At 41.9% G+C, this 17,185-nt stretch carries 15 protein-coding genes and 1 riboswitch; of the genes, 4 read left to right on the plus strand and 11 right to left on the minus strand.

Annotated elements, in window-relative coordinates:
- Positions 1-10: 10 nt before the first annotated feature.
- From FO440_RS20895 to FO440_RS20920, 6 genes are all read right to left on the minus strand, one after another.
- Entirely contained in the window at positions 11-916 is a 906-nt protein-coding gene (locus FO440_RS20895; RefSeq protein WP_186292738.1) for a cell surface protein, read from the minus strand.
- 12 nt (positions 917-928) lie between these two features.
- Complete coding sequence (locus tag FO440_RS20900) at positions 929-2,068, minus strand: DUF5074 domain-containing protein (protein ID WP_144250259.1); 1,140 nt, start codon at positions 2,066-2,068, stop codon at positions 929-931.
- Positions 2,069-2,070: 2 nt separating this feature from the next.
- Positions 2,071-4,125 carry a TonB-dependent receptor plug domain-containing protein gene (locus FO440_RS20905; RefSeq protein WP_144250260.1) on the minus strand — a complete coding sequence of 685 codons (2,055 nt, stop codon included), beginning with the start codon at positions 4,123-4,125 and terminating at the stop codon, positions 2,071-2,073.
- 97 nt (positions 4,126-4,222) lie between these two features.
- Positions 4,223-4,418, minus strand: a riboswitch (cobalamin riboswitch).
- Positions 4,419-4,447: 29 nt separating this feature from the next.
- Positions 4,448-4,831, minus strand: a complete 384-nt coding sequence (locus tag FO440_RS20910) for a hypothetical protein (protein ID WP_144250261.1) — start codon at positions 4,829-4,831, stop codon at positions 4,448-4,450.
- Positions 4,832-4,850: 19 nt separating this feature from the next.
- A complete protein-coding gene (locus tag FO440_RS20915; protein WP_144250262.1) occupies positions 4,851-5,216 on the minus strand; it encodes a hypothetical protein in 366 nt (121 codons plus the stop codon).
- A gap of 134 nt (positions 5,217-5,350) precedes the next feature.
- Entirely contained in the window at positions 5,351-6,889 is a 1,539-nt protein-coding gene (locus FO440_RS20920; protein ID WP_144250263.1) for a carboxylesterase/lipase family protein, read from the minus strand.
- Between the two features lie 165 nt (positions 6,890-7,054).
- Between FO440_RS20920 and FO440_RS20925 the strand changes: the two genes are divergently transcribed.
- Positions 7,055-9,619, plus strand: a complete 2,565-nt coding sequence (locus tag FO440_RS20925; RefSeq protein WP_144250264.1) for a M1 family metallopeptidase — start codon at positions 7,055-7,057, stop codon at positions 9,617-9,619.
- Positions 9,620-9,626: 7 nt separating this feature from the next.
- On the opposite strand, the gene FO440_RS20930 is transcribed toward FO440_RS20925, so the two are convergent.
- Genes FO440_RS20930 through FO440_RS20945 form a run of 4 tightly spaced genes read right to left on the minus strand, consistent with a single transcriptional unit; the run spans position 9,627 to position 13,745 of the window.
- On the minus strand, positions 9,627-11,000 hold the full coding sequence (locus FO440_RS20930; protein ID WP_144250265.1) for a di-heme oxidoreductase family protein: 1,374 nt from the start codon (positions 10,998-11,000) through the stop codon (positions 9,627-9,629).
- A 14-nt stretch (positions 11,001-11,014) separates the two neighbouring features.
- Complete coding sequence (locus tag FO440_RS20935; RefSeq protein ID WP_144250266.1) at positions 11,015-12,109, minus strand: imelysin family protein; 1,095 nt, start codon at positions 12,107-12,109, stop codon at positions 11,015-11,017.
- Between the two features lie 2 nt (positions 12,110-12,111).
- Entirely contained in the window at positions 12,112-12,525 is a 414-nt protein-coding gene (locus FO440_RS20940) for a QcrA and Rieske domain-containing protein (protein ID WP_144250267.1), read from the minus strand.
- 5 nt (positions 12,526-12,530) lie between these two features.
- Positions 12,531-13,745, minus strand: a complete 1,215-nt coding sequence (locus tag FO440_RS20945) for a hypothetical protein (protein WP_144250268.1) — start codon at positions 13,743-13,745, stop codon at positions 12,531-12,533.
- A 189-nt stretch (positions 13,746-13,934) separates the two neighbouring features.
- Between FO440_RS20945 and FO440_RS20950 the strand changes: the two genes are divergently transcribed.
- Genes FO440_RS20950 through FO440_RS20960 form a run of 3 tightly spaced genes read left to right on the plus strand, consistent with a single transcriptional unit; the run spans position 13,935 to position 16,697 of the window.
- On the plus strand, positions 13,935-14,825 hold the full coding sequence (locus tag FO440_RS20950) for an SDR family oxidoreductase (RefSeq protein ID WP_144250269.1): 891 nt from the start codon (positions 13,935-13,937) through the stop codon (positions 14,823-14,825).
- Positions 14,826-14,828: 3 nt separating this feature from the next.
- Positions 14,829-15,755, plus strand: a complete 927-nt coding sequence (locus tag FO440_RS20955) for an NAD(P)H-binding protein (RefSeq protein ID WP_144250270.1) — start codon at positions 14,829-14,831, stop codon at positions 15,753-15,755.
- 15 nt (positions 15,756-15,770) lie between these two features.
- Positions 15,771-16,697, plus strand: a complete 927-nt coding sequence (locus tag FO440_RS20960; RefSeq protein ID WP_144250271.1) for a helix-turn-helix domain-containing protein — start codon at positions 15,771-15,773, stop codon at positions 16,695-16,697.
- Between the two features lie 47 nt (positions 16,698-16,744).
- On the opposite strand, the gene FO440_RS20965 is transcribed toward FO440_RS20960, so the two are convergent.
- Complete coding sequence (locus FO440_RS20965) at positions 16,745-17,179, minus strand: MarR family winged helix-turn-helix transcriptional regulator (protein WP_144250272.1); 435 nt, start codon at positions 17,177-17,179, stop codon at positions 16,745-16,747.
- Positions 17,180-17,185: the final 6 nt, after the last annotated feature.

Consider the following 17,185-nt stretch of genomic DNA (forward strand, 5'->3'; position numbering starts at 1 on the left):
TTAAAATATCTTATTTAGTTTTTAGTAAACTCAAATCGGCAGCGCCGCAAAACTCGGTCGACTGTTCACCTAACCAACCCATGTTGAATAATATCCCTGTTTGAACTTTCACAAAGTCTATCCCTTTAAGGTTAACCGAATTACCGTTAGCATCTATAGCGCTTGCAATGTCAATTTTATCGCCGCCTGCGGTATTATCGCCGTAACCATAGTCCCATGAACCGCTGGTAATATAGCTTGGGTCATCCATATTGATCTTGCTTGATGGCAGTAATGTACCGTTATAAGTTGCCGTACTGCCTTTTATACCTTTTGGAAAATAGGCTTGCGTGTTGAATATATTAGTTTGAACTACGCCTGTTTTTCCCTGGTTATCTTTCCAAGGTACGCTGCAGGTATCACATACAGGACGGGTGTAAGTCACCGAATAATTTCGCAGGTATCCCGGTGCATGATAGGCGCTGCCTGCAATCTCATACCAGGTATCATCAGGTTTACCATTACCGTTGGTGTCCTGCATTACCCAAACCACGCCCGGCTCGGCAAAAAGCGAGAATGCATTGCCATAAACCACAAAGTCGGTGCTGTCTTTCTGATTAATAACAGTATGGTCAAATCCAACAACAATATAGCCCCCCCATGCACCTAAGCTCACCAGGCCCTGGTCGGTTTTTAAGGTACCTTTAGCAGCAACGGTATCGCCAAGACCCGTATTTATAAATTGGCCAGGCGCAGGATTAAAGTCAAACAATTGCGTTACATAGGCATTGCTGCTCGCTGTAATTGGCCGGATGGCAGTATCTTGTGGTTGCGTTGTTGGTGCAACCTTTTTATCTTTTTTACAAGATGCCCAAGTGACTGCACATAATGCGATAAAAGAGATTAGTTTAACATTTTTTAATAGTTGTTTTTTCATGCAAATGTGTTTTTAATGATGATTTGAATTATAGAGAAAGGTAAAATGGCCAGGAATATCGCCGGTAGTGACAGAAAATTTCTTCTTACCATCGGTGCCGAAACTATAAAGTGTTCCGGGTGTAACATAATTTTTAGCATCGGTTACATATACTTCGCCTGTAAGCGGGTTAACCGCTATGCCATAAGGCACTTTGATTTGCTGATTAGTACCATCAGTGATATACTGTTTGTTTATAACAGTTTCGGTTTTTACATCGATCATAGAATAGCTGATGGTATTTTGACCGGTTGTATAACTGAAAGCAACAGCATACATATATGCCGTGTCCCCTTTTATATAGAAGTTACTCACGGGCATCTTAAAATCTTTTTTAACAGCATCAGTTTTAGTATCTATCACAAAAAGATCTGGCGGTACGGTATAATAATCACCGCGAGAGGTAACATATAAATTCCCATAAGCGTCCGGCTTAACTTTTTCAAGATTGATACCAACATCTATGCGTTTTATCTCGGTAAAAGTATTTAGGTCTACAACAGATAATGTACGCTCATAATTTGGCGGACTGTATCCGCCGGAATTAGCTACATAGATCTTATTGTTAACTATAGCCAGTTCTTCCGGCTGCCGCCCTACTGTAACTTTCCTGGTGATTTGCAGTGTCGCGGTGTCTATTTCATATACCGCGCCGTTTGGTGCTTTAGGATCCCCTACAACACCAAGAAACGCGCTTACATAAGCTTTACCGTTATTAAAAATTATATTCCGGCAATTCTGGATATTTACCTGCCCTATGCGTTTTACTGTATTAGCGTTTACCACCTCAACCTTATTAGAATTATTTACCACGATATATAGCTTCCCACCATACACGCCAAGGTCGTTACCAACATCACCCAAGCCTTTTACTACAGTAGGATTAGCTTGTTCATAAATGTCTTGATGATATTTACCGGTTTGCAGGTCAAGAAAATCCAACGATGCTTTATTAGACCCCATGTTACCTTCATTGAGTACATACATCCCTTTTAACAGGCCTGTATCGGGGGCACCCACCTGGGTCACTGTTTCAGGTACCGGTTTCTGGTCTTTTCTACAGGCCGCTAAAAACAGCGGCAACAGTATCCATAGTAAATATCTCTTTTTCATAGCTATATATTTGTGCTGATAGTGATCCTGTAATTACGCCCTGGCATAGGGAAATTTCTAATAACTTCGTACTGTTGGTTTAACATATTGTTTACTTCACCGCATAGTTTGATTTGATGATGCTTGAAATTACCGCTGTAAGTGACACTCATATCATGCGTATACCATGGTTGCAGATAGTTTCGAACCGGGGTATTAGCAGCTTCATCATACCGGGACCCTGTATAAATGAAACTGTAATTCAAAACAAACCTGTCCTTTTGCGCGCCTATCAATAGCGAGCCACTGCTTTTGGGTGTATAAGGAATTTCCTGGCCTGTATTATAGCCATCGCTTGTAACGTCAATCCCTTTTTGATAAGTATAAGTAATACCTGTACTCAGCTGGATTTTCGCAGGTAATTGCCAAATAGCAGATGCATCAATATCTAAGCCTGTTATATGTACCTCGTTGATATTGTACATCATCCAGCGCGCCAGGTTTTGGCCGGGCGCGGCTATGATCTTATTATGTATGATATTACAATAACCATCAACCTGCAGAAAAAGATCAGTAAGGGTTTGCTGTTTCCAGCTTTTATTATAGGTAAGGCCGAGATCAGATTGTTTAGTAAATTCGGGCTTTAAAAAAGAGTTACCTATAAAAGTAAAGTAAAGATCGTTAAAGGTTGGGAGGCGAAAAATATCCTTGTAAAATCCGCGTACGTGCAGTTCAGGGTTTTCAAATGGTTGCCACGAAAAAAGAAACGCAGGAGTGTATTTAGTTTTACGCCCTGCGGAAACTAAAGTATCAACAGAGTCATTTACAAATGTTGCAAGCAGATTAGCCTGGATATCCCAACGCTTTAACCGTAATTCTCCTGCAGCAGCTATCAATAGCTGATTGCGTACGGGGCTAACAAATCGATAAGGTATGGTATCGTTTTGAGTTGAATTAAGCGAATTACGCTGATAATCAGCAGAGAGATCAAAAGACAATTGCTTGGTTACCCTGTAACGGTTAGCTACAGAAAAATAGAGTTCCTTTTCTGTGTATTTGTCATTGAGCAATCCGCGTGTGGTAGTAATATCCGGATCAAGATAACTGGTATAGTCGTTACTGTATTTAGCATTGATCTGCCAGCTGTCTCTGTTAGTTGGATTAGTTTGATAAGATGATTGCAGGAACATGTCCCTATCCCATTCGCGTTGGTCTGAGTCAAAATTGTGATTTACAACGGCAGCAGGCAATCCTCGGTCTGAGTGAAATAGGTACCCTCTTATTTTCCAAACAGCCGAATCTTTTGAAGCAATAGCTGCCGCAGCTTCAATACGCTGCGAATTAATATCGCCGTTAGAGCGTACTGCTGTTGTATCGCCACCATCATTTGTGCTGAATTTATAACGCCCATTGGCATGCATAAGCTCTGTACTAATAGTGGCATATCCGTTATTGCCTATTTTATAAGCGGCATTTACGGAAGGATTGATTAAACCAAAAGAGCCAGTCTTTAAAGTTGCTTTCCCGGTAAAATCAGAGCTATCCCTGAATTTAGGCGATTTCGTAACCAGGTATAACACACTGGCTGATGCAAATCCCTTTGCCGGTTGAAAAATACTGTTTTGCTGTGCATCATATAATGCTATCTCTTCAATATTATCCAGCGAAAATTTGCCGAGATCAACCTGCCCGTTTTGCGCATTGCTAAATTCTACACCATCATAAAATACTGCTGTGTGATTAGTGCCCAAGCTGCGTACATTGATAGTTTTAAGCCCGCCAACGCCGCCGTAATCCTTTAATTGAACACCTGAGAAATAACGCACAGCATCAGCTACAGTAAGGCTGTTAATCTGCTCAAGCTGTGCCCCTTTGAGCACTTGTACCGGAACCGGCGAAGTGGCCTGAATATAATTACGGGAAGTAGTTATCTTAACTTCGTTGAGTTTGCGAAGGGTATCGGCTTTTAACTTTTCAGTAGAATCTTTTGTTTGAGCAATTGTAGTAACGGGCAATAAAGAGACAAGGAAGATTGACATCAATCCTTTAATTACCTTACTGTTAAAATCAAATCTCATTCCATCAGGGTGTAAAACCCATAGCTATGCAAGGACAAAAAAATGAAAATACGGACAATAAAGTATCTCATTCCAGCTTCAATCCCCGAAAGCCATGAATTAATATGTTGCTATGGCAGGTATTCTGACTTACTCCCCTTGGCCCGGTCTTCCCATCCTGAAATAACAGGACAGTGACTAAAAGATTGGGCTTTGGTATATAGAGCTTACAGCTGCGGGACAGTCCCGGATTTACACCGGGTTCCCTTTTAATCCCGGATAAAGATCCGGGAACCAAAAGCAGCGCAAACTTACTGAAAATTTATATAGAACTTAAAGAAATTTACAGGCAACAACCTACGTACACAATAAGCATAACAATACCCAGGTAAAAAATAACACACTGCGACATTGCCCAGATCCTTATGTTTGAGTTGTATGGCGAGATCCTTTTTGGCGGGGCCGACGTTTGCAGATTCACAATGTCTGCTCCTTCCAACGTTCCAGTTAAAGCACCGTGGGCCAGAAGTCCGCAAAAAATACTTAGCAGCATCAACCCCCACGTTATAAACAGAATAGCTTTATGTGGTATTGCATGCCCGTCAGGAAGTTTTAAAATATCTTTAATAAAAGTCGCTGTTAAAGCTAATGTACCTGTTGACAGGGTTATCAACTGTTTGATCAGGTCAAGTGCGCCATCAAACGCTTTTTTTAAAGGCTCTTCCATATCCGTTAGTAATGATCAATTAATTACACGGTTCCCTAAAAAACGGATAAAGCGGGCAAAGTTTGCGCCGGGCTTTATCTAATGACCATTCATGCAATTCAAAAACTCTTTGTTCTATAGCATCAGCAGCCATTTGCTTAGCAAGCAAAATAATGTTATCCTGTAATTCCTGCAGTTTAGCTAACGAGCCGTTATGATCAAGGATATCATAGTTTTTCATGGGCACTTCGCCCCTTGCGACAGCGGTCATAACACTGTTTTCGAGCAAGTGAATTACATCTATCCCCGAACCGGATAATGGATATATACCTTTGTCACTAACAATATCTAAAAACGACCGGTACAAAGTGGCGATCAGCTCTCGTTGATTTTCGTAGCGTATCATGATATTCAGGTTGGTTTACTGATAACAAGTTACGACTTTACTATTTAATATTTATATCAATAAGACGATAATATTTTCACAACTAAAAGATATACAGAAAATTAAGACTACCAGGGCCGATAATAATATTGCGCTTATTTATTGAAAAATGTATCCATTAACTGGTAACGGTTCAAGTTTTTTTGTGGTTCAGATTTACTTTCTATACCTACGACCATTACTTCCGGGTTATTACTTTGCAAGCTGGGCCACGTTGGTAAACTTGAGCCATTGGGATTACCAGTCTTAACAAAATTGACAAAATAATTTTGCAGGGTTTCTGATGTTTTATAGTCTTCCGGGGTCCAGGCATAAACTTTATTTGTGGCCAGGTTACCTAATGCATATTCTATATCCGAAGCATGTGCTGCGCCCATAGAGTGGTCAACCGTTCCTTCAAGGGCGCCAACCATAAGCGGACGTTTTTTTGTAAAGAAATAGCGGTAAACGGGCTTTCCACCAGTTTTATATTGCATGTCTGTAAACTTCCAGGTTGCATAGGCAATAAAGCGATCTGACGCAAGATCGGTTGCTGCCTGTGGCACATCTGCATCGCTATTGGCGCGATAAGCTTCAAGTACGTCGTCAGCATGTTCTTTATATAATTTCTGTATAGCAGCCTTATAATTGTCTACAGTTGGTTCAGCATTACCCAGGATATTTCCCGGTCCCCCTTCGGCCGAATTCCACCCGGCCAATAACGGCACATGCATTTGTTTACCAGTGGAAAATATCTGTTGGGGAGATTCCGGTAAAAAATAGCTGTCGACATCAACAGAGAAATAAGTACGTGCAGAAAGTTTAAGCAGTGTATCGGCTGGTATTTTTCTCAAATCGGCCAATGACGCTACGCCGATGCCGGTTGCAAATTTAACCCCGTTTTGTTCGGCATCTGCCAATGGTGCAGGCGAAAGATTGCCTAATAAAGATCCGCTTTCTCCAATGGCTCCAACAAACAGTCCTTTTGACAGCGGTGATGCTACTTGTCCGCAAACAGACATTGACCCGGCAGACTCGCCGGCTATAGTCACTTTATCAGGATCGCCACCAAAAGCTGCTATATTTTTCTTAACCCATGCCAATGCCGCATGCTGGTCCATTAATCCGTAGTTGCCAGACGAATGATGTGCTGATTCGGCAGTCAGTTCCGGATGCGCAAGAAAGCCAAATATCCCTAGCCTGTAATTTACCGTAACGGTAACAATACCCTTTTTTGCTAAAGCTTCGCCATCATAACGATATTCAGAACCATCGCCGGCGCTAAAGCCTCCTCCATAAAAATAAACCAGTACCGCGCGTTTTTCCTTTGCAGATTTAGCACCGGTCCATACATTTAAATAAAGGCAATCTTCGCTTTTTCCGGCACTCCTAAACATCATGTCGCTAAAAATGAAGCGCTGCATAGCCTGCGGCCCAAAGTTATCTGCCTTGCGTACACCTTTCCAGTTTAAAGGCGGCTGCGGTTCTTTCCAACGCAGTTCACCTACAGGCGGTTGTGCAAATGGAACACCTTTATAAGCTATTATTCCGCTTGGCAGGGTCACGCCTTCCAATATACCATTAGCGGTTGTTACTTGTTGTGCAGATACGTGCATCGCCATAAGCGTAAATACAAAAAGGAATATTTTTTTCATGATTTTAATATTAGGTCGGCATTGGTTAACAAATCTAATATTACCTGATACAAGTAACAACCCAAGCTGCCTTTATTTGTGTAATTACAGTCTTATTTTTACAAAGTATGTTAAACTCATAGTCCCAATAATTTCGACTTCCATTTTTTATTTATAAATTACGGTATGTCTGCTAAAGGAAAACTCACCATTTTATTTACCCTGTTTTTATTTAAAATAAGTGTCGCACAACAAAATGCCCCAGCGGTTCAAACCGGGGTATCATTAGCGCTGGCCAAGTACAGGCACAACTTAATTTCAGACATTCAATACAAACTTGATTTTAATATACCAGCCGACAAACTTGCGGACATTAAGAGCACAGATACGCTGACTTTCAAACTCAAAACTGCTGACCAACCGCTGCAAATTGACTTTAAACAAAGCGTTGATCATGTCAGATCAATTATAGTTAATGATAAACCTATCACCGTCAGGCTTGAACAAGAGCACCTGATTATTGATGCAAAGTATTTGCAAACCGGTACTAACAAGATCTGCATTCAATTCATAGCAGGTAATGCCTCGCTTAACCGGAACACCGATTACCTGTATGCCCTGTTTGTGCCTGATCGTGCGCGTAATGTGTTTCCTTGTTTTGATCAACCTGATCTGAAAGCTAAATTTTTGTTGACTTTACGTGTACCGCAGGGTTGGAAAACACTTGCAAATGCGGTTAAAAAAGATTCTGCTGTAAGCAATGATCAAATAATTTATCGTTTTAATAATTCTGATAAGCTACCCACCTATTTATTTTCATTTACAGCCGGAAAGTATACAGAAGCTATAAAGCCAATAAATGGTAAGCCTGTTACTTTTTTGTACCGTGAAACGGATTCGACTAAAATTAAATTTAGCATTGATTCTATATTTAAAGCTCACCGGGATGCTATTAATTTTATGGAGAATTGGACAGGTATCCCCTTTCCTTTTCAAAAAGCCGGTTTTGTAGCTATACCTGATTTTCAGTTTGGCGGCATGGAGCATCCCGGCGAGGTGCAATATAAAGCATCTGTCCTTTTTTTAGATGGCGGAGCTACCAAAGATCAATTTATCAACCGATCAAATGTTATATCGCACGAAACCGCTCATATGTGGTTTGGCGATATGGTAACCATGCAATGGTTCAATGATGTATGGATGAAAGAGGTATTTGCCAATTTTATGGCCGATAAGGTTACCGAAAAACTGATGGGTAAGGAAACGTTTAACCTTAAATTTTTGCAGGATCATTACCCGGCAGCTTATGCTGTCGACCGGACCGCGGGCGCTAACCCTATCCGTCAGCAGCTTTCAAATTTGCAGGATGCCGGTTCTTTGTACGGTAATATTATCTACCATAAAGCGCCTATAATGATGCGCCAGCTTGAACTACTAATCGGGCAGGAAAAATTCAGGCAGGGTGTACAATCTTATCTTAAAAAATATGCTTACAGCAATGCCACATGGAATGATTTGATTGGCATTTTAAGCAAGTACACCAGGGTTGATCTTTATAACTGGAACAAGGTTTGGGTCAATCAACCTGGGATGCCTGCATTTGATTATAATATAGCTTACACCGGGAATAAGATCAGTCATTTTACCTTAACCCAACATGCCGCAAGATTTAATGACGGGCGCATTTGGCCGCAATCATTTAATGTAACCCTTGTATATCCCGGTTACAGTAAAGATATAACCGTAAATATGACCACGGCAAAAACCGACCTGCAACAAGCAATTGGGCTTACAAAACCGGCTTATATTATTTTCGATTCGGATGGTATTGGTTACGGAATGTTTCCGGTAGATAAGAATATGACAGCTGACTTATTTACTATAAAAAGCCCGCTGCAAAGGGCGTCATTGTATATCAGCTTTTATGAGAATATGCTATCCGGCAGGTATTACACACCCAAGGAGTTACTTGATATTTTTTCAAAAGGTATAGTCGCCGAAAAAGAAGAAACAAATTTAAGACTGTTAACCGGTTATATCAGCACAATTTATTGGGAGTTTGTTACGCCTGATGTTAGAAAACAATTATCGGCAGGTCTTGAAAATAATTTATGGGATGCTATGCAACAGCAAACTGCAACCAACAACAAGAAGATACTTTTTAAAACTTACCAGGATATTTATTTAAGCGATAAAGCCAATGACAATATTTACACTATCTGGAAAAACCAACAGGCACCGACAGGAATAAAATTAACGGAAGACGATTATACCTCGCTTGCGCTTTCTATCGCGTTAAAAAACGACACCGTTACTCAAGTTTTAAAACAACAGGAAACCCGCATCACCAATGTCGACCGAAAAAAACGGCTTGAATTTTTAATGCCTGCCTTATCAGCTGATTCTGCGATAAGGGATAGCTTTTTTGAAAGTCTAAAAGATCGTAAAAATCGCGAAAAAGAAGCCTGGGTAACTACCGCTTTAAGTTATCTGCATCACCCGGTGCGCCAAAAAACAGCAGAGAAACACTTGCGCGAAAGCCTTGATATGGTCGAAGAATTGCAAAAAACCGGTGATATTTTCTTTCCGCAATCGTGGTTAAGCGCAATCTTTAGTAACTACCAAGACAAACAAGCGGCAAAAACAGTAAGCTTGTTTTTAAAGCAACACCCTAACTATAATCCTAAGCTTAAAGATAAAATACTGCAAAACACAGATAATTTATACCGGGCACAAAAGCTTTTAAAATAACATCAGACTACAATGAGGCAAGAAATGCCAATACCGCGGTTCTGTCTGCTTTGCTCAGATGTGTAAAATAAGCTTTAGACTGTGCAGCTTCGCCGCCATGCCACATAATGGCTTCAACTACACTGCGGGCACGGCCATCATGTAAATAATAGCCGGGATAATTTACGGTTTCAAATAACCCTAACCCCCAAAGCGGTGCGGTGCGCCATTCCTGGCCATTAGCCAAATAATCAGGGCGATTATCCGCCAGTCCCGGGCCCATATCATGCACCAGCATATCGGTGTAAGGGTGAATCACCTGGTTAGATTGATAAGGCTTTGTTACATCTACCGCTGTAGTAAATGTTTGTTTATGGCAAGTGCCGCATTTAGCCTGCATAAACAAGGCTTCGCCACGCTTTACGGTCGCATCCACAGTGTTACGACGTGCCGGTACTGCTAATGTTTGCGCGTAAAACTTTACGGCATTAAGCAGGCTGTCGGGTATTTCGGGGTCGTCATACCGGTTGTCATATTGACTTTGTCCTTTACTGCTCTCTACCGGCATTACGCTGGTGGTAAGGCCTATATCTTGATTGAAAGCTGTAACAACCTGTGTAAGTATAGTAGCTGTATTAGCTTTCCAGCCAAAACGGCCTAACTGGCGCGTTTGAGTTGTTGCATCCCATACATAATTGGCATGGCCTTTAATTCCGTCGCCATTTGCATCAGTTGGGTCTTCACCCTTAAGTATCTGGCTTTCGGGGATCGCTTCCAGCAAACCAAGCCCGATCATTGGCGGGGCCAATCGCGGCGATAACAGATAGCTGCCGGTAATAGGCGTATACAAATTACTTAATGTATAAGTAGGCGCGCGTAATTCATAAGTTTCACCATCGTCAAAAGCATAAGTTTGATTAGTATAGGCAATATTTATTTTACACTCAGGCGGTACGCCAAACACAGCTTTATCCTGTAATTGCAAGCCATAATCCGGCACTGCTACCGGTCCGCCATTAGGGTCTGTACCCGGCTGGCTGATGCGTACCAATAATGATGATTGCAATTCGCCGGCGGTAGGTAATCCAATACCATCATTATGATGGCAGGATATACATGAATTGTTATTATAAATAGGTCCGAGGCCGCTGTTTACCGGCGCAGGTGCTGTAACAAAAGTACGGCTGAAAACCGCGTCGCCCAAACTATGTACATAAACGTCGTACCCGGAAAGCCCCGGGTACGCGTTACTGAATGATTTGGATGTTGACATAAAGACGGTTTCATCACCCGCAGAAAGCTCATCGTTATATTGTGTCGCTGGGAAAACCGCCGCTTTGCGGCATTCTACCAGCATTACAATTATAACTCCCAGGAAACCTATTACTCTTAACCTCTTCACCCTTGTATTTTAAATTAGTCTTTAACGTTAGCTACAATAAATGCATTCAAGTCATTTTCTATACTATCATGCAGCGTTGCTATTGCTGCCTGCACAGCCTGGATCTGGCTTTTTTGTGTGTAGATAGCCTTTTCGTAAGTAGTAGTAATTGTAGCGAATGAGGCAATAGCTGCATTCATTTGTGTTTGTAATTTATTATCTAATGACGCATTTTTTGATGCTACAAAAGCGCTCAAGCTTACACTACCCGTTTTGCCGCCATAAGTACATAAGTAGGCGTTACGGATACCTGTAATGTTATTTTTAAAATCGGTAACAGAGTTATGTGAAAATGATGACTCATCCAATGTAGAATCGGGCTTACCGCCATTGCTGGTTAACGGTTCTTGCATTTTTGAAGTACCTACTTCATCACATATATCAGCCATTGAACCAACCAGTGCTTTAAACGCGTCAAGACGGGTTTTGTATGTAGTGCTACCAGTTCCTGCCGTCGTAAATTGAGCAGTATAGTTTGATTGTGATGGGTCCCAGCTGTTTTTTAATTGCAGGGTGGTATTATACAAGTTTTGTGATAACGAAGTAAGGTAAACTTTTTCTCTTGCTGTTATGTTAGCGGCCTTCTGAGTGCTGCCCACACCAAAAACAATGTATTCGATTGCGTGAAAACCAATCAGGTTATCATTTTGCAGGTTAGCCAAGTCAGTTGGTGAAAGTGCGTTACTATTATCGGCCAACAATCCATCGATATCATTTTTGCTTACCGGCCAGCTATCCATAGTCGGGTCATAATTAAAATCTTCAACCGGGCCAAACAAGAAACCTTCGCATGATTCCCATGCAGCGCGGGTATCTTTCCAGGCTGTCTGGATGGCTTTTAGGTTAGCATCGGTAGGTGTAGCAACAAAGGTAGCTACAGCAGTATTCATAACGGCAGCTTTTGCATTGATATCAGCATAGTTAGGATTAACTACTGTTGTAGCAAAGCTGGTAAGTACATTAGCCTCTGTTACGTTAGTATTATTATTAGTTGGATTAGAATTGTTTTTGCTGCAACCTGCAATGAAGATTGTTAAGGCACATGCACTAAGTAAAATTGCTTTTTTCATAGTTAAGTAATCTGAATTATTATTTGATTGTCAACAACTTGTGTTGGGTACTTTTTTAACGAACGCTCGGCAGGGCCATTAGTAACCTGCCCTTCTTTGTTAAACTGGCTGCCATGCAGTGTACAACGGTACCCGTTACCTGTAGTTATAAGCTGATTATCATGATGGGTACAACGCAATAACAAAGCGGTATAGGTTCCATCATTTTCCTTACGTAGCCCGATGTTATAAGCAAATTTTTCAGGGCTGATGAGCTGAAAATCGGTTTGAGCAAAAGTGGAAACCGGAACACTAATGCGATTATTAGCAATGGTTGTTTTATACAGCGGTACAGCTGACCCACAGGATGCAAGCATACCCGTGCCTAGTGCCAGGCACATGGTGCATGAATTTTTAACAAAATCTCTTCTATCCATAATTGTTAAAATGAGAATGCTACACCAAGATTTACAAGGTTATAATCTGTTTGATACGGCAATGCCACCGGGTTTGGATTGACAATAAGCGCCGCGTTTTGATCGCCGGTGTGGATGAAACGCACATCAGCCTTAACGGCCACGTTACGAATAGGCAGATAAGTAAACCCGGCCACCACATGGTTCTGATTCAAAGTACCATCGGTAACACCGCTGTTAGGGATCTCTGCATTCAGGTTAAATTTTTCATCGCGCACAAAAACCACCAGTTGCTGATTATGCTGGGTTTTAACATGGCTAAGCAGATCATAACCTACTTCAAGATAGGCGCCATATTCTGTTTTAGGCGTATTGTTAGCATAGGCATGGTTGATTTTTTCAGCATCAGGAATAGATACAGCAGTACCCAAAGCCCGCACCTGGAAACCATCCGCTGCCCATTGCACATCGGCCTCACCTACTGCTACCGGTGTACCAAAAATACCCGAGTTAAGTCCAAGACTATCTGCTTTACGTTTGCTTACCGCAGCAGCACCGCCATAATAACCGGATACCTGGAATTTAAAATCTTTATAAAAATATTGCACCGCAGCAGTTACAGCCAGGTTGTTTGCAGAAGCGTTGCGGCCTTCAAATTGTCCGCCCCTAAGGCCTGTACCGTGCGCAAAACCGCCGGCATTTAAACCATTAACCAACCCTACACTATAAGTAAGAGGTACGCTGGTAAGGTTGCCGTAAAAACCTACACCCAGTTCGCGCCAGGTGGCAGGTATTACCAAAGTTTCTACGTAATTACGCTCGTTGCCATTAAAGGTATTAGGCAGGTGGTTTTCATTAATAATACCTATACGCGGCGTATATAAACCTGCTACCAGGTATTGGTTGGCATTTAAATTAAATTTTAAATAAAGCTGTTCGAAACTGATCTCGCCGCCCGATTCGCCGCTTGCCAGTTTAGCGTCTTCCAATTCAAGTTCAGAAAATACCGAGATTTTATCATTGAACTTATGCCCAATAAAGATTACCCCACGCTCAAGATTAACCTTAGCACTTTGTAAATGCGAGTTGTTCTGATAAAAAGCATTACCATAACCACCTACTGTGGTTGCGCTGCTTGAAAGGTTACGGGTTAATGAGTCTTCTGCACTAAGGGGTTGCTGTGCGTATGCCGCCACGGCTATTACAGAAAGTAACAATGAAAGAGTAAATGTTTTCAGCATGTGATCTAAATTGCCGCAAATTAACAAGTTATTTAGATTTAATCCAAATTAAATTACAATCAAAAAACACATTGTTATTTGAGCCATAGCGATATCGGGTTATCAGTGTTTCGGCTAAACCAAAAGCAGATTTGGCTAAATCTTTTTGATCTGTCCGGACGTTCTTTGTATCAACAAAACAAAATTAATATGCGCGTATTTGTCACAGGAGCCACAGGCTTCATCGGAACTGCCATTGTGCAGGAATTAATTAACGCGGGTCACAGCGTATTAGGCTTGGCCCGTTCAGAAGCATCAGCCGCTAAATTGATTGAAGCAGGCGCAGATGTGCATAGCGGTGATCTGGAAGACTTGGATAGTTTACGGAGTGGTGCTGCTCAATCAGACGGGGTTATTCATGCCGGATTTATCCATGATTTTACAAGATTTAAAGAAGTTTGCGAGGTAGATAAAAAAGCGATAGAAACCATCGGCGAAATACTAGTCGGTTCTGATCGCCCTTTGATCGTTACTTCAGGTACGGCATTGGTTAGCCCGGGTACTTTGGCTACAGAGGATATCATCCCTCCTTTTAATCCTGCCTGGCCGCGTGCATCAGAACAAACAGCAGATGAATTAGTAAAACAAGGTATTCGCGCGGCGGCATTGCGTTTGTCGCCATCAGTACATGGTGATGGTGATCATCATGGCTTTGTACCTATACTGGTAAATACAGCCCGGCAAAAAGGTTTTTCAGCATACATCGGCGAAGGGCTTAACCGGTGGAACGCGGTGCACAGGCTGGATGCCGCTAATTTATTCCGCCTGGCTTTAGAGCAAGCCACACCGGGTACACGTTACCATGGCGCGGCCGAAGAAGCTATAACGGTTAAAGCCATTGCCGAGGCCATTGGAAAGCAACTTAACATTCCTATAAAGTCAATAACTCCCGAGGCAGCAGCCGAACACTTTGGCTGGTTCGCGCATATGGCCGCGATAGATTGCCCTACATCAAGTAAATTAACACAGGAACGTTTGAGCTGGCACCCCACCCACTCAACCCTACTTGCTGACATTGAAAACGGCGTTTACACTAAATAAAAGATGAAAATTATCGTAACCGGATCGTTAGGAAATATCAGCAAACCCCTGGCCGAAACATTGGTCGGCCGGGGTCATGATGTTACAGTAATAAGCAGCGATCCAAAGAAACAGGCAGCAATTGAAACTATCGGCGCAAAACCTGCCATCGGTTCTATCGCTGATGTGGATTTTTTGACCGATACTTTTAAAGGCGCTGATGCGGTTTATGCCATGATCCCGCTGAGCTTTACCGAACCCGACCTTGGCGACTACCTGCGCCGCATGGCACAGAATTATGCCAAAGCATTGAAAGCGGCTAAGACCAAACGTACTGTAGTAATGAGCGGTTGGGCAGCAGACCTGATTAAAAGCGAAAACGTAGAAAACGAGTTTGATGACCTTGATGCTTCAATAACCATTATGCGACCCGGATCGTTCTATACAAATTTTTATCAATCTATGGATCTGATCAAAGGCAATGGGCTGATAGGTAAGTTTCTGACGCTGCGTTATTCCGGGCTTTGGGCGTTGCTGACCGGGAAAACCGGCCTGCTAATGGGCAACTATGGCGGAGAAGACCGTATAGTTTTTGTATCACCCAAAGATATTGCCGACGCGGTAGCAGAAGAGTTATTATTACAGCCTGAAAAAACGACCATCCGTTATGTTGGCAGTGAAGAAATGACCTGTAATGAAGCTGCCCGAATCATAGGCACTGCTGTTGGAAAACCATGGCTAAAATGGATCCTTCTTTCGGATAAAGAAATGCTACAGGGATTAAAAATGGCTAAGGTACCCGAAAAGCTGGCAAAAACTTTAGTAGAAATGCAGGCTGCCATGCATGGCGGTAAGCCGTTGGAGAACTTTCATCGCAACAACCCAAAGATGGGGAAAGTTAAACTTGCCGATTTTACCAAAGAGTTTGCCGTTGCCTATCATCAAAAATAATTACCTTGTATCGCTATGAATAGTTCGCAGCTTTTCCGTTTCAGCACCATTACCGAATATCACCGGGCCGCGGGCCTGCCCAAACCGGCACACCCGCTGGTTAGTGTTGTACACATGGATGATGTTACCATGCCTATTGCCGAAATTCCGTTTAGCCTGATAGGTGACTTTTATTGGATCTCGCTTAAAAAAGCACAACATACCAAATTTAAATACGGGCAGCAGTCCGGCGATTTTGACGAAGGGGTACTGTTCTTTATGGCACCGGGGCAGGTATTCGGTATAGACAGCACCGTTGATATGGCTGATATGAAAAAGCCCGAAGGTTGGATGATCCTGATCCACCCGGATTTTTTATGGAACACGCCGCTGGCAAAAACCATTAAACAATATGAGTTTTTTAGCTACTCGGTAAACGAGGCGCTATACCTGTCTGATAAGGAAGAAAATATGCTTACCGCCATCGCACAAAATATCGAACAAGAATATCATGCTAATATCGACAGGTTCAGCCAAAGCGTGATCATTGCCCAACTTGAACTGCTGCTTACTTATTCAGAGCGGTTTTACCAGCGACAGTTCATAACCCGCAAAATTGCCAGCCATGAAATGCTTACACGATTGGAAGATTACCTGTCAAACTATTTCAAAAGTGGTGCCTTAGCTAAACAAGGATTACCCAGCGTAACAAATATTGCCGAAACTTTGAATATTTCGCCGGGCTATCTCAGCGGGCTATTAAAATCACTTACCGGCCAAAACACGCAACAACACCTGCACAATAAGCTCATTGAACTGGCTAAAGAAAAGCTGTCGACCACTAATCTTACCGTCAGCGAGATAGCTTATGAATTGGGCTTTGAACACTTACAATCGTTCAGCAAACTTTTCAAGACCAAGACCAGCCTGTCACCGATGGAATTCAGGCATTCGTTCAATTAGAAGCAAAGAAAAAGCCTCTCATTTTCATGAGAGGCTTTCGTATGATACTATTCAGTAACCTTTTTGATAAGATTTTGCCTTATCGTTTCTGAAACTTCCAGGAAGACCTTTAATTTTTCTTCGCTGATACCTGTCTGTACCACATCATTAACTTGCTGAACTTTATTTTCAATGTAAGGAATAGCATTTAAAGCATTTGCCGACAGAGACACATAATGTTGCCTCCTGTCCGCCGGGTTTACTTTGACTGTAACCAACTCATTTTGCTCAAGATAGAACACAATATTGGCCATTCTTGATTTGTCTATTTGCAGTAATTCTGCCAATTGATTTTGCGTAATTGGACTTACCTGTCGTGATAATATAAGCAAAACCTCAAAATGATGGCCCGTACTTATTTCAGATAGATCTTTGGAAATTTTCCTGTTATATAAAGTATCTATCTGCCGTAAATTCCTTAATATTAATTGAAAACTCTTCATGCTTTT

The sequence above is a fragment of the Mucilaginibacter corticis genome, from assembly GCF_007558865.1.
Taxonomy (GTDB): Bacteria; Bacteroidota; Bacteroidia; order Sphingobacteriales; family Sphingobacteriaceae; genus Mucilaginibacter; species Mucilaginibacter corticis.